This window comes from uncultured Massilia sp. (genome assembly GCF_913773735.1).
Classification (GTDB): Bacteria; Pseudomonadota; Gammaproteobacteria; order Burkholderiales; family Burkholderiaceae_D; genus Telluria.
Genome location: NZ_CAJYEB010000019.1, coordinates 1 through 14131 on the forward strand (window position 1 = coordinate 1; position 14131 = coordinate 14131).

General features: G+C 68.1%; 11 protein-coding genes. 3 read left to right on the top strand and 8 right to left on the bottom strand.

Annotated features, from left to right (window positions below; translation table 11 throughout):
* Positions 1–198: 198 nt before the first annotated feature.
* Positions 199–1890: an acid phosphatase gene (locus tag QZ749_RS07780; protein ID WP_373896795.1), complete on the bottom strand. Its 1692-nt coding sequence runs from the start codon at positions 1888–1890 to the stop codon at positions 199–201.
* 214 nt (positions 1891–2104) lie between these two features.
* Between QZ749_RS07780 and QZ749_RS07785 the strand changes: the two genes are divergently transcribed.
* Positions 2105–3607, top strand: coding sequence for a S41 family peptidase (locus tag QZ749_RS07785; protein WP_296945290.1), 1503 nt, complete (start codon positions 2105–2107; stop codon positions 3605–3607).
* Positions 3608–3775: 168 nt separating this feature from the next.
* Here QZ749_RS07785 and QZ749_RS07790 read toward each other — a convergent pair whose 3' ends face one another.
* Positions 3776–5314, bottom strand: a complete 1539-nt coding sequence (locus tag QZ749_RS07790) for a CYTH and CHAD domain-containing protein (RefSeq protein ID WP_296945292.1) — start codon at positions 5312–5314, stop codon at positions 3776–3778.
* Positions 5315–5567: 253 nt separating this feature from the next.
* Between QZ749_RS07790 and QZ749_RS07795 the strand changes: the two genes are divergently transcribed.
* Together QZ749_RS07795 and QZ749_RS07800 are read left to right on the top strand one after the other, a co-directional pair.
* Positions 5568–6110 carry a type VI secretion system tube protein Hcp gene (locus QZ749_RS07795; RefSeq protein WP_296945294.1) on the top strand — a complete coding sequence of 181 codons (543 nt, stop codon included), beginning with the start codon at positions 5568–5570 and terminating at the stop codon, positions 6108–6110.
* Between the two features lie 17 nt (positions 6111–6127).
* The gene (locus QZ749_RS07800) at positions 6128–6400 is read left to right on the top strand and encodes a DUF6150 family protein (RefSeq protein WP_296945295.1); all 273 of its coding nucleotides are present in this window, start codon (positions 6128–6130) and stop codon (positions 6398–6400) included.
* 15 nt (positions 6401–6415) lie between these two features.
* Here the strand turns inward: QZ749_RS07800 and QZ749_RS07805 are convergent, their stop codons facing one another.
* From QZ749_RS07805 to QZ749_RS07830, 6 genes are all read right to left on the bottom strand, one after another.
* Positions 6416–7189: an enoyl-CoA hydratase gene (locus QZ749_RS07805; RefSeq protein WP_296945296.1), complete on the bottom strand. Its 774-nt coding sequence runs from the start codon at positions 7187–7189 to the stop codon at positions 6416–6418.
* Positions 7190–7322: 133 nt separating this feature from the next.
* Positions 7323–8519, bottom strand: a complete 1197-nt coding sequence (locus tag QZ749_RS07810) for an acetyl-CoA C-acyltransferase (protein ID WP_296945298.1) — start codon at positions 8517–8519, stop codon at positions 7323–7325.
* A 27-nt stretch (positions 8520–8546) separates the two neighbouring features.
* Positions 8547–10943, bottom strand: a complete 2397-nt coding sequence (locus tag QZ749_RS07815; RefSeq protein ID WP_296945299.1) for a 3-hydroxyacyl-CoA dehydrogenase/enoyl-CoA hydratase family protein — start codon at positions 10941–10943, stop codon at positions 8547–8549.
* 140 nt (positions 10944–11083) lie between these two features.
* Entirely contained in the window at positions 11084–12874 is a 1791-nt protein-coding gene (locus tag QZ749_RS07820) for an acyl-CoA dehydrogenase C-terminal domain-containing protein (RefSeq protein WP_296945301.1), read from the bottom strand.
* Positions 12875–12904: 30 nt separating this feature from the next.
* The gene (locus QZ749_RS07825) at positions 12905–13537 is read right to left on the bottom strand and encodes a TetR/AcrR family transcriptional regulator (RefSeq protein ID WP_296945463.1); all 633 of its coding nucleotides are present in this window, start codon (positions 13535–13537) and stop codon (positions 12905–12907) included.
* A 167-nt stretch (positions 13538–13704) separates the two neighbouring features.
* The gene (locus QZ749_RS07830) at positions 13705–14097 is read right to left on the bottom strand and encodes an RNA-binding S4 domain-containing protein (protein WP_296945465.1); all 393 of its coding nucleotides are present in this window, start codon (positions 14095–14097) and stop codon (positions 13705–13707) included.
* Between the last annotated feature and the right edge of the window lie 34 nt (positions 14098–14131).

The window sequence follows — 14131 nt, forward strand, 5'->3', positions numbered from 1 at the left end:
GTGCACAGCGGTAACGCTTCGAGTACGGCAATCACGTCGTCGAACGCCAGAGCCTGCATTGCTGCCTCCCCATGAGTTACCTCGACAATGGGTGAGACTGCCAGCGCAGCGGATGGTTCGCACAATGAACGCGAACAGCGCCAAAAAAAACGGCCCCGCAGGGCCGTTTCGCGATGCCGGACGGTGTCGCCGCCCGCGTCAGCGGAAGCTCAGCGTGCCCGTCAGGTCGCCCGGGCCCCGCGCCCCGCGCTGCGCGAACGCGGCGTCGCGCGCGGCCAGGCTGTCCAGCAGCGGCAGGCCGTGCAGGCGCGTGATGAAGCGCATGATCGACGTGGTGTCGTAGAAGTTGTGGTCGACGGCGCCCTTCTTCGCATGCGGCGACACGACGATCGCCGGGATGCGCGAACCGGGGCCCCAGCGATCGCCCTTGGGCGGCGCCACGTGGTCCCACCAGCCGCCGTTCTCGTCGAAGGTGATGACGACGACCATGTCCTTCCACTGCGGCGACTTTTTCAGGTGCTCGATCACGTTGGCGACGTGCGCATCGCCCGACTCGACGTCGGAATAGCCCGCGTGCAGGTTCAGGTTGCCCTGCGGCTTGTAGAACGCCACGGCCGGCAGCTTGCCGGCGACGGCGTCGGCGATGAACTTGTTCGAGATCGGGCTGTCGCCCAGGCCGCCGTCGCGCAGGTGCTGCCTGCGCGCCTCGGTGCCCGGCGCGAATTGCCGGAAGTAGTTGAACGGCTGGTGGTGGAACTGGAAGTTCGGGCGCGCGCCTTCGCCGCGGCCGTCCAGCGCCGCCTGCCAGGCGCCGCCGTACCAGGCCCAGTCGACGCCCTTCCTGCTCAGCAGGTCGCCGATGGTGTCGTAGGTCTGCGGCGGCAGCGTCGACGGATCCTGCGGGTCGGCCAGTTGCGCGTCGCCGCCCGGGGCCGGACGCACCCAGCTCGGCTGGTACGGCGGCGCCATCGTGTTGACCGCATAGCCGTCCGGCGTGATCGCGCCGTTGTTGACGAACTTCGGCTTGCCCTCCAGCGCCGACTTCGGCGAGTCCGGCGCCAGCGCCAGGCGCGTGCCATGCGGGCCATCGTCGAGCACGGCGATCTTGCGCTTGGCCGGGGTCTGGGCCGCGTTGAAGTATTCCGGCACGCGGCCGCTGATCAGGAACTGGTGGTTCAGGTAGGAACCGCCGAAGGCCGCCATGAAGAAGTTGTCGCACAGCGTGTACTCGCGCGCGATCTGCCACAGGCCCAGGTTCTTCGACGTCTCGCCGTAGCGGCCCATCACCAGCGCGCCGCTGTCGCCCCAGGCGACGAAGCCGTCGTTCTTGCCGCCGTTGATCTGCATCTGGTTGTGATAGAAGGCGTGCACCAGGTCGCGCGTGATGATCCCTTCCGGCAGCGGCTTGCCCTCGGCATCGGCCAGCCTGAACGGCGCGTTCGGCAGGTGCTGGATGTCGTCTTCCTTGATGGCGTAGTCCTTGCCGCCCAGGTTCTGGCGCGCCGGCACCATGCCGCCCCAGATCTTCGGCAGTTCCGCCAGCGGCGTGCCGTCGCGGTCCTTCTGCACGGCGGCGGCGGCCGGCACGGCCGACAGCGGCTGGGCCAGGCCCGGGAAGTCGGCGAACAGGTTGTTGAAGCTGCGGTTTTCGAGGTAGATCACGACCACGTTCTTGACATGCGCCTTGAGCTTGGCGTCGAGCGAGCCGGCGGCCGGCTTCGCCGCGGCCTTCGCCGGCGCTTTTTCCGCGGCCTGCGCCGCGCCGCTCGCCAGGCCCACCGCGGCGGCGGCCTGGAAGATGCGGCGGCGCGACGGGCTGGCGGGCTGGTCGCCGCCATTGTCCTTGCCTTGATGTGGGAATCGGTCCTGGTCGTGGTCTTGCACTGGCATCTCCTGTCGTGGCCGAGCGGGCCCTAAAACGACGATTATCGGAGCTTTTTTCTCGTTGGAAAAGAAAAAATCGCCGTCAATACGGGGCTTGCCTGCTTCGCCATTGACATCCTGTTACGCATTCACGCCATTCCTTGACATCGATTTACCGCCGCCTACGCCGGTTAACGGGTGCGCGCCCCACAATCGTTCCGACACGAACGAAAGGACGACCATGAGAATGACGATGCGCTGGAAATTGACGCGCGGTGCGGCCGCCGCCGTCGCCCTGTCGCTGGCCTGCCTGCCCGGCGCCCGCGCAGTCACCGCAGCCACCGCGCCGCAGGCGCCGCAAGCCCAGGCCGGACCGGCGCCGATCGCGCTGCCCGATGCGCAGGTCGAGAAGCTGCTGGCGGCGTATGCCCTGATCAAGCACAACTACGTCGGCCAGACCGACGACGAGGCGCTGTTCGAAGGCGCGCTGTCCGGCATGCTGGCCTCGCTCGACCCGCATTCGCGCTACCTGGACAAGGAGGCGATGCTCGACATGCAGCGCGCGGATGCCGGCGAATACGTGGGCATCGGCATCGAGGTCGAGGACGACCGCGACCAGTTGCGCGTCGTGGCCGTCGCCGAGGGCTCGCCGGCCGAACGCGCCGGCATCGCGGGCGGCGACGTCATCGCCTCGGTCGACGGCGTCGCCACCATCGGCCAGGCGCGCGAGGACGTGGCGCGGCGCATGCGCGGCACGCCCGGCAGCACGGTGACGGTCGGCGTCGTCCATGGCGGCAGGCAGCGCGTGTTGCGCATCGCGCGCGCGGCGCTGCACGACGCGACCGTGCGCACGCGCATGGCGGCGCCCGGACTGGCCTGGATCCGCATCACCGAATTCGGCGGCGCCACCGGCGCCGACCTGGCCGCGGCCCTGGCGGGCCTGGACGGCAAGGCGCCGCCGCGCGCCGTCGTGCTCGACCTGCGCAACGATCCGGGCGGCCTGGTGGCGGCCGCCGTCGCCGTCGCCGGCGCCTTCCTGCCGCCGGGCAGCGTGGTGTTCACGGCGCGCGGCCGCGAAGGCGGGGGCACCGCCACCGTCACCGCCGACCCGCGCTACTACCGTGCGCCGAACGAGGCCGACGTGCTGGCCGGCCTGCCCGCCTGGACCCGCACCGTGCCGCTCGCCGTGCTGGTCAACGGCGCCTCCGCCTCGTCGGCGGAACTCGTCGCCGGCGCCTTGCAGGACCACGGCCGCGCCACCGTCATCGGCACGCAGACCTTCGGCAAGGGTTCGATCCAGTCGGTGATTCCGCTGGGCGCCGACGACGGCATCAAGTTCACCGTCGCACGCTACTTCACGCCGGGCGGCCACGCGATCCAGGCGCAGGGCGTGACGCCCGACATCGTGGTCGCGCCCACGGCCGGCGCCGACGCGGGACTGCTGGTGCGCGAAGCCGACCTGGCCCGGCACCTGCCGGCGGCCACCGCTGCGGTCCCGGCGCCGGGATCGGCAACGGCAACGGCAACGGCGACGGCAACGGCAGCGGCAACGGCCGAGCCGCAGGCGCCGCGCAGCCCGGTCGAATCGACGCGCACCTTCGGCACCGGCGACGACAAGGCCCTGCAGGCCGCCGTCGCCCTGTTCGCGCCGGCGCCGCGGCGCACGCCGACGCTGGCCGGACTGCTGGGCAAGTGGAGCGCCCGCCTGAAGCCGGGCCTCGCGGGAACGGCCAGCGCGCCATGAGGTCGGGAGCGTACCGGCATCACACGAGTGTCACAATGCGGTCAAACGGATGTCACATTCAGGCGTCAGAATATGCCTCGCTCCTAGGGAAAAGAGCGAAGGCGGATCTTCCGCCCTACCGGCGCCGGCGGTCGGGAAACATACCGGCACCAATTCCCGCTGGCGTGGTCAGCACGCCGCCTTCGCGCGCAGCCGCCGCTTGACGTGCCGGCCGGCGCGCGGCACCGCGTCCAGCGCCCGCATCGCCAGCACGCCGTCGATGAAGCCCAGCAGCCCGGCTTCCTGCGGCACGCGATCGCGCAGTTGCGCCACCAGTTCGCGCGCCACGAAGGCGTCGTTGATCTCGCCCAGCTCGTCCTGCATGTCCGCCAGCAGGTCGTGGCGGCGCGTCGCGCGCTTGCCGTGTTCCAGCGCGGCGAAGAACTCGCGCGCGTAGCGTTCCTTCTTGGCCGCGATGCGCACCTTGTGCAGGGCTTCCGGCTGCGCCAGGTCGTAGCCGCGGGCGCGCTTGCGCACGCGCGCGGACGCGTGCTGCACCAGTTGCGGCGCCGACTTGCGTACCTTCTGCGCCAGCGGATCGGGCGGCAGGCCCGCGTCCTGCGGCAGGCCGGCCGGCCGCCAGCCCTTGCCGGCGATCCAGCCGCCGAGCGCCAGCATCATGCCCGTGTAGCGCGGGCTGGCGATCGCCGCGCGCACCCTGGCGCGGTGGCGCTCGGCTTCCTCGCGCGCGGCGGCTTGCACGCGTGCCAGCGCCGGCTGGTGCGCCTCCGTCAGCGGCAGGGACGGCAGCACGGCGGCGAGGAACACGTCCCAGTTGCGCGCGTCGCCCAGTTCGCCCGCCAGCCAGTCGATGTCGCCGGCCAGCGGCTCGGGCAGCTGGAGCATGCCGCGCACCATTGCCAGCGCGGCGCGCATGCGGCGCAGGCCCACGCGCATCTGGTGCAGGCCCTCGACGCTGCCCGCCTGCACCGCGGGCACGTTGGCCTGCATTTGCTGCAGGCAGTTGCCGACGATCGCGCCCAGCGCGTCGCCCAGGCTGGCCCGGCGCTCCAGGCCGACCGGCATGGCCTTGACGGCCTGCGGCTTGTCCTCGCCCGCCAGCGCATAGCCGCGCTCGGCCTTGCTGACGTTCTCGATGCGCACCGGGAGCGCCTGGTGCACCTGCTGCGCCAGTTCGTACAGGCGCGCCGGGTCGCCATCCTTGACCTCGAGTTCCAGTTCGCGCACCTGCGCCGTGCGCTCGCCGTGCTGCAGCTCGCCCACGTCGAGCGCGACCTCGACGTGGGTGCCGTCCGGCAGCGCCAGCATCCAGCTGGTGCGCTTGGTGCGGTTCACGAACACCGGTTCTTCCGCCAGGTGCAGGCCGCCGTTGCGGCGCGCCAGGTCGGGCAGGACGGCGTCGAGCTGCTCGACGAAGAGGGCGAGGTCGGGCGCCTCCGAGGCGACCTCCGCTTCCAGCTCGGTGCGCTGGTGCATGCCGGCCAGCGCGCTGCCGCCCCCCTTGAGCGTCTGCACGTGGCGCGCGCCGGCGCTGCGCACGCGCAGGGCGTAGCCATGCTTCCACAGGTCGAAGGCGCCAGTGTCGAAATAGCGGTCGACGTGTTCCTCGTCGTGCGGCCTGGACACCGCGTTGGCGCGCAGCGCCGGGGTCTTCTTGATCTGGGCGGCACTGGCCGCGTCGACGGCCAGCTTGATCTCGTATTCCATGATTCCTCCTGTCTCCAGACGCCACTGTAGCGCATCCCTCGCGCGTCACGATACACGGCAGGGCCCGGCATGGACGGTGCCGCGGAACCGCCATCCACCATTCTTGGCCGCGGCGAGGTCATGGGTTTGCGCTGACGCAAACGCCTGACGCGATGAATCGGGCGCTGCCGCATCGACGGACCTACCGGGGCGACTCCTCTCCTGATATGCTGATGAGCAACATCGACCCATCCCCCCCTATCGAGGAGGCGCCATGAACTTCATCCTGCTGGAACCCGGCGATCCGGGCATCGTCGGCGCCGAGGACGACCGCAGCGGCACGCTGGCCGACGGCCTGGCGGTCGGCCCGTGCATCGAACTGGTATCGCTGCACCAGGGCATGAAGCAACAGATCACGACGGACGTCAGCAATGCCGCCCGCACGTCGGGCCGCCCGATCATTACCGAGTACACCTGCGTCAAGCACATCGACGGCCTGTCGCTCACGTTCTACGACCATTGCCTGCGCGCCAAGCCGCTCGGCCAGGGCGCGCAACAGCCGACCCGGCTCCACCTCTGCCGCACCCGGGGCACGGTGGCGGAAATCGTCATGACGATCGCGCTGCGCGATGCGCTCATCGGCGAAATCCAGATGCAGGCGACGTCCGACGGCGTGCCGACGGAACAGTTCAAGCTGCACTTCACGGAGATCCTGTGGACCTATGCGGCGCAGCGCGACGGCGCCAGGACGGCCACGCCGCCATCGACGGGCTGGAGCGTCGCGCGCAATCGCCCGATCGCGGCGTTCACGCATTAAGGGAGGGGATCGGACAGATGGCCATCCTCTACCAGACCACGAACATGGCCGACGCCACGTTGCGAGTCGCCCTCGTCCCGCGCGCCGACGCGGACCTGCTGGTGCATCGCGTCGCCACGCCGGGGTTGGCGCACGGCGACGCCCACTGGTTCATCACCCGTAGCAGATCCGACGCGATATCCCTGGTCCATTTCACGAGCCTCGGCATGGCCCAGTTGACAGTCTGCTTCGTCGCCAGCCATGGCGAAGCGGGCTGGCAGAAGCCGCGCCCGCATTCCATCAGGCTCTAGCAGCCTGCACGGGCGTCAATCGAACTTGCTGAAGTCCGGCTTGCGCTTTTCGAAGAACGCCGTGAACGCTTCCTTGGCCTCGCCACCCGTCAGCATCGCGCCGAAGCGCTCGTTCTCCACCGCGATGGTGTCCGCCACCAGCGCGGCGCGCGCGCGCTTCATCAGCGCCTTGGTCGTGCGGATCGAGGCGGCCGGCAGCCTGACCAGCTTGGCGGCCTGGCCCTGCGCGAAGGCCAGCAGTTCGGCGGCCGGCAGCACCTTCGCCACGATGCCCATCTCGAACGCTTCCTGGGCCGGGAAGGCTTCGCCCAGCATCAGCTTCTCGGCCGCGCGCGTGTAGCCGGCCGCCTGCGGCACCAGCAGCGACGAGGCGAATTCCGGGCACAGGCCCAGCTGCGCGAACGGCATCGAGAATTTCGCGTTGTCGGCCGCGTAGACCAGGTCGCAGTGCATCAGCATCGTGGTGCCGATGCCGACGGCCATGCCGGCGACGGCGGCCACCACCGGCTTGGTGCAGCCTTCGAGCGCGCGCATGAACTGGAATACCGGGCGGTCTTCCGTCATCGAACCGGCGCCGACGTTGTTCAGGAAGTCGTCCAGGTCGTTGCCGGCGGTGAAGATCTCCGGCTTGCCGACGATCAGGATGGCGCGCACGCCGCTGTCGCCCTCGGCGTCGCGCAGGGCGTTCGCCATCGTCGTGTACATGGCGCCGGTGATGGCGTTCTTGCGCTCGGGGCGGTTGAAGGCGATGGTCAGGATGCCGTCGGATGTGGTGGTCAGGATTTCCATCTGGGTCTCCGGTTGTTCGTTGTGGTGCGTCCGGTGAACGCGTGGACGGCGGCGCCAGCCAGGCGCCCGCCCACCCTACGAAAAAGGGTGGGTACGGCGAACCGTACCCACCCTTCCATTGGCTAAGCGACGATCACACGCGCTCGATGATGCCCGCCGCGCCCATGCCGGCGCCGACGCACATGGTCACCATGCCGTACTTCAGGTTGTTGCGGCGCAGGGCGTGCACGACGGTCGCGGCGCGGATCGCGCCGGTCGCGCCCAGCGGGTGGCCCAGGGCGATCGCGCCGCCCATCGGGTTGACCTTGCTGGTGTCCAGGTCCAGGTCGCGGATCACGGCCAGCGCCTGGGCGGCGAAGGCTTCGTTCAGCTCGATCCAGTCCAGCTGGTCCTGGGTGATGCCGGCGGCGGCCAGGGCCGCGGGGATCGCGAACTTCGGACCGATGCCCATGATCTCCGGCGGCACGCCGCGCACGGCGAACGAGGAGAACTTGGCCAGCGGGGTCAGGTTGTGTTCCTTCAGGATCTTCTCGCTGACGACCAGCAGCGCGCCCGCGCCATCCGACATCTGCGACGAGGTCGCGGCGGTGACGCTGCCCTTGGCGGCGAACACGGGCTTGAGCTTGGCCATCGCTTCCAGGCTGGCGTCGGCGCGCGGGCCTTCGTCGTGCTCGACCAGGCGACGCTTGACGTCGACCTCGCCGGTGGCCAGGTTCGGCGTGCGGGTCACGGCCTCGACCGGGGTGATCTCGTCCTTGAAGTACCCTGCCTGCTGGGCGGCGACCGCCTTGCGGTGCGATTCCAGGCCGAACGCGTCCTGGTCTTCGCGCGAGATCTTCCACTGCGTCGCGACCTTCTCGGCGGTCAGGCCCATGCCGTAGGCCAGGCCGACGTTCTCGTCCTCGAACACGCGCATGTTGATCGACGGGTGGTGGCCCATCATCGGCACCATCGACATCGATTCGACGCCGCCGGCGATCATCACGTCGGCTTCGCCCACGCGGATGCGGTCCGCGGCCATCGCCAGGGCGGTGATGCCCGAGGCGCAGTAGCGGTTGACGGTCACGCCGCCGATGGTGTTCGGCAGGCCGGCCATCACGACGGCCTGGCGCGCGATGTTGAAGCCCTGCTCCGCTTCCGGGAACGAGCAGCCGATGATGGCGTCGACGATCAGTTTCGGATCGAGGTTCGGCACCTGGCCCATGGCGCCCTGGATCGCGGCGATCAGGAGGTCGTCCGGACGGGTCTTGTTGAACACGCCGCGCGGCGCCTTGCCGATCGGGGTGCGGGTCGCTGCGACGATGTATGCGTCTTGAAGTTGTTTGCTCATGTCATTAGTCCTTTTAATCCGCGGCGATCAGTTGCGCACCGGCTTACCGGTCTGCATCATGCCCATGATCCGTTCCTGGGTCTTCGGATTGTTCAGCAGCGAAACGAACGCCTTGCGCTCCATGTCCAGCAACCACTGCTCGGACACCACGCTGCCCTGGTCGACGTCGCCGCCGCTCACGATCTCGGCGATGGTGTCGCCCAGGTGGTAGTCGTAGGCGGAGATGAAGCCGCCGTCGCGCATATTGACCATCTGGCCGCGGATCGTCGCCCAGCCGTAGCGGCCGGTGACCGTGACCGGGCGGCGCGCCGGGGCGCGGTAGCCGGCATCGAACATGGCGCGCGCGGTGACCTTCGCCACGTGCAGCAGTTCGTACGGGTTGAACACGATGACGTCGTCTTCCTTCAGGTAGCCCATGGCCTTCGCTTCCAGCGCCGACTTCGACACTTGCGCGGTGGCCGCGTTCATGAAGCCGGTCTTCAGGAATTGCAGGATGTCGTTGCCCTTGGCTTCGTTGGCCGCGCGCAGCGCCGCTTCCTTCAGGCCGCCGCCGGCCGGCACCAGGCCGACGCCCACTTCGACCAGGCCGATGTAGGACTCGATCGAGGCCACGCGCTTGCTTGCGTGCAGCGCCATCTCGCAGCCGCCGCCCAGGGCCAGGCCGGCCACCGCCGCCACGACCGGGATGTTCGAATACTTCATGGCCATGAAGGTGTCCTGCAGTTCCTTCACGATCGGGTCCATCGCCTTGGCGCCGCCCGCCATGAAGGCCGGCAGGGCCGATTGCAGGTCGGCGCCGGCCGAGAACGCGCCGCCTTCGGCCGCGTCGGTATTCCAGATCACGACACCCTTGTAGCCCTTCTCGGCTTCCGCCAGGGCGCGCTGGATGCCCTTGATGACGCCGTCGCCGATCACGTGCATCTTGGTCTTGAGCGAGATGACCAGCACCTCGTCGTCCGCGTGCCACAGGCGCACGGAGTCGTCCTCGAACACGGTGGTGCCAAAGGTCTTCGGATCGGCACCGCCCAGGCCCACGACCGGGGCGCGGAACTGCTGGCGCTGGTACACCGGCAGGTCGGACAGCGGCACGTAGGCGTTCTTCGACACCGAGTACGAGCCTTCCGGCGTGTGCACGCCCTTCTCCGAGACGGGCGCGCCGAACACCCAGTCCGGCAGCGGTGCGTTGCTCAATGCCTTGCCGGCGTCGATGTCTTCCTTGACCCACTGGGCGATCTGGGTCCAGCCGGCGGCCTGCCAGGTCTCGAACGGACCGACGCTCCAGCCGAAGCCCCAGCGCATCGCGAAGTCGACGTCGCGCGCGTTGTCGGCGATCGACTCCAGGTGGAAGGCGATGTAGTGGAAGGCGTCGCGGAAGATCGCCCACAGGAACTGTGCCTGCGGGTTGCTCGATTCGCGCATCGCCTTGAACTTCTTGACCGGGTCCTTCTCTTTCAGGATGCGGCCGACGATGTCGGCGGCCTTGGCGCCGCCCGGCACGTATTCGCCGGTGGCGAAGTCCAGGCGCAGGATGTCCTTGCCGACCTTTTTATAAAAGCCGGCGCCGGTCTTCTGGCCCAGCGCGCCCTTCTCGACCAGCTTGGCCAGCACGTCCGGGGTTTTATACACGCCGAAGAACGGATCGTCCTTCAGGTTGTCCTGCATGGTCTTGATCACATGGCCCATCGTGTCCAGGCCGACCACGTCCGCGGTGCGGAAAGTGCCCGACTTGGCGCGGCCCAGCTTGGCGCCGGTCAGGTCGTCGACCACGTCGACGGACAGGCCGAACTTCTCGGCTTCGACGATGGTGGCCAGCATGCCGAAGATGCCGACGCGGTTGGCGATGAAGTTCGGGGTGTCCTTGGCGCGCACGACGCCCTTGCCCAGGGTCGAGGTCAGGAAGGTCTCGAGCTGGTCGAGGATTTCCGGCCTGGTGGCGGCGGTCGGGATCAGCTCGACCAGGTGCATGTAGCGCGGCGGGTTGAAGAAGTGCACGCCGCAGAAGCGCGACTTCAGTTCGGCGTCGAAGCCTTCCGCCAGCTTCTCGATCGACAGGCCCGAGGTGTTCGAGGCGAAGATCGCGTTCGGACCGATGTGCGGCGCGACCTTCTTGTACAGGTCGTGCTTCCAGTCCATGCGCTCGGCGATGGCTTCGATGATCAGGTCGCAGCCGGCCAGCACGTCGAGGTTGTCCTCGTAGTTGGCCACTTCGATCAGCGCGGCGTCGTCCTTGTTGCCCAGCGGGGCCGGCGACAGCTTTTTCAGGTTCTCGATGGCCTTCAGGACGATGCCGTTCTTGTTCCCCTCTTTGGCCGGCAGGTCGAACAGCACGACCGGCACCTTGGCGTTGACGCAGTGCGCGGCGATCTGCGCGCCCATCACGCCGGCGCCCAGCACGGCGACTTTCTTGACGATGAAGTTGGACATATCAATATTCCTAGTTGGAGCGTCGTCCCTGCGAAGGCAGGAACCCAATCGATGCGATGCGCTACGAAATCGGATCCCGGCCTGCGCCGGGACGACGGGTCAATGAAGCAAGCGTATGCGTTGGTACGTGATGGTCGTGCTCAGAACAGGTCCGCGTCCAGCGCCAGCAGGTTCGATGCGCCCGAGCGCGCCTGGCGGATCAGCATCGCGGTTTCCGGGTACAGGCGGGCGAAGTAGAAGCGCGCGGTGGCCAGCTTCGACTCGTAGAACTTGTCGCCCGAATCCTTCTTCTCCAGCGCGATCTTGGCCATCTGCGCGAAGAAGTAGGAGAACACCAGGTGGCCGGCCACGCGCAGGTAGGGCACGGCGGCGGCACCGACCTCGTCCTGGTTCTGGAAGGCCTTCATGCCGATTTCCATGGTCAGCTTGGTGACCTTCTCGCCCAGTTCGCCCAGCGGGGTCACGAACTCGGACAGGTTCTCGTCCAGGCCGTTGTCTTCCACGAAGGCCTTGATCTTCTCGCCGAAGGCGCGCAGCTTGGCGCCGTTGTCCATCAGGATCTTGCGGCCCAGCAGGTCCAGCGACTGCACGGTGTTCGTGCCTTCGTAGATCATGTTGATGCGGGCGTCGCGCACGTACTGCTCCATGCCCCACTCGCTGATGTAGCCGTGGCCGCCGTACACCTGCAGCGCTTCCGACGTGGCGATCCAGCCGTTGTCGGTGATGAAGGCCTTGACGATCGGGGTCAAGAGCGCGACTTCGCCGGCGGCTTCCTTGCGCACTTCCTCGTCCGGGTGGTTCAGCTCGCGGTCGATCTGCAGCGCCACGTACGAGGTCAGCGCGCGCGCGCCTTCGGCGTAGGCCTTGGCGGTCAGCAGCATGCGCCGCACGTCCGGGTGCACGATGATCGGGTCGGCCGGCTTGTCCGGCGCCTTCGGGCCCGACAGGCTGCGCATCTGGATGCGGTCCTTGGCGTAGGCCAGCGCGTTCTGGTAGGCGACTTCGGTCAGGCCCAGCGACTGCATGCCCACGCCCAGGCGGGCGGCGTTCATGAACACGAACATCGCCTGCAGGCCCTTGTGCGGCTGGCCGATCAGGGTGCCGACGGCGCCGTCCAGGTTCATCTGGCAGGTGGCGTTGCCGTGGATGCCCATCTTTTCCTCGATGGCGCCGCAGAAGATCGGGTTGCGCTCGCCCAGCGAACCGTCGGCGTTCGGCAGGAACTTCGGCACCAGGAACAGCGAGATGCCCTTCGAGCCTTCCGGCGCGTCCGGCAGGCGCGCCAGCACCAGGTGGACGATGTTCTCGGCCATGTCGTGGTCGCCGGCCGAGATGAAGATCTTCGAGCCGGTGATCTTGTAGGTGCCGTCGGCCTGCGGTTCGGCCTTCGAGCGCAGCAGGCCCAGGTCGGTGCCGCAGTGGGCTTCGGTCAGGCACATGGTGCCGGTCCATTCGCCCGAGACCAGCTTCGGCAGGTAGAACTTCTTCTGGTCGTCGGTGCCGTGCTCCTTCAGGCACTCGTAGGCGCCGTGCGACAGGCCCGGGTACATCGACCAGGCCTGGTTCGACGAGTTCAGCATCTCGTAGAAGGAGTTGTTCAGCGAGACCGGCAGGCCCTGGCCGCCGTATTCCGGATCGCAGGCCAGCGCCGCCCAGCCGCCGTCGACGTACTGCTTGTAGGCTTCCTTGAAGCCCTTCGGCGTGGTCACGGTCTTGCCGGCGGCGTCGTAATGGCAGCCCTCGCGGTCGCCGCTGTGGTTCAGCGGGAACAGGACTTCCTGCGTGAACTTCGCGCCCTCTTCCAGGACCTGGTTGATGATGTCGGCATCGATCTCCTGGTAGGCAGGCAGGTTCTTGAACTCTTCGGTGACGTTGAGGAATTCATGCAGGACGAACTGCATATCCCGAAGTGGCGCGACGTACTGACCCATGGTCTATCTCCTGACGAGGTGAATATTGGTTTACTTGAGCGCGGAAGCTTCCGGCTGACTGCACTGCTTGCTGTTGGGGTTGCGGTAATCTTCGATCAGGCGCGCGAAGCCGCGGTGCGCGCGCTCGACGGTGCCCGGCAGGCGCAGGAAGCGCGCGTCGTGGTGCACCGCCAGCACCAGCCCGTACATCTCGTAGACGAGCTGGCGGGCGTCGGTGCCGGGCTTCAGGTCGCCGCAGTCGATGGCCTGCTGGGCGCCGCGCACCAGCGCTTCCTGCCAGGCGCGCACCATGGCCACCAGCGCCTCGCGGATCGGGCCCGGGCGGTCGTCGTACTCGACGGCGCCGCTGATGTAGATGCAGCCCGACGCGATCTCGACCGAGACGCGCTTGAGCCAGCGGTTGAACATCGCTTCGAGGCGCGGCAGGCCGCGGGCTTCCTTGATGCTGGGAAAAAACACTTCCTGCTCGAAGCGGCCGTGGTAGAGCCTGAGCACTTCGATCTGCAGGTCTTCGCGCGAACCGAAGTGCGCGAACACGCCCGACTTGCTCATGTTCATCCGGTCGGCCAGCAAGCCGATGGTCAGGCCCTCGAGGCCGTCTCGGCTGGCGAGCTCGAGCGCGACGTCGAGAATCGCCGCTCGCGTCATCTCGCCCTTGCGCATGCTCATGGATTTGGCTGGAGTGTTAATAATGCTACCCGTACGTGAATCGAAAAAATCCGAACGCTCGTACTATTATCTACCAGCCTTGAAATGTCAAACGGGAAGTTTAGAGGCGCCGTTCTAGAGACCGGCGCGGCGCGAAGGCCGCCGGCGGGCGGCGGCCCCGCTCAATAGTCGCCGTCGCCGCCGACGCGGCCGATGGCCCGGCGGTCGCGCTTGGTGGGGCGGCCCTTGATGGTGCTGCCCGGTTCGGGGAACAGGCGGCGCGCCTCCTGGTCGTTGGCGCGCTTGACGACGCTGTCCTCGGTCTCGCGGTACAGCGCCTGCGCCACCGGCGCCGGGCCGCGCTTGTCGGACAGGTCCAGCACCACCACTTCCCAGCGCGTCGAGCCATTATCCACGAAGATCTTTTCGCCCACCTTCACGGAACGGGCCGGCTTGACGGGTTCGCCGCCGATGCGCACCCGGCCGCGCTCGACCGCGTCCGCCGCCAGCGAGCGCGTCTTGAAGAAGCGCGCCGCCCACAGCCATTTGTCGATCCGTACGTTATCGGTTTCCATCATCGTCCTGCTTGCTCATGTGACCGTCAATGGG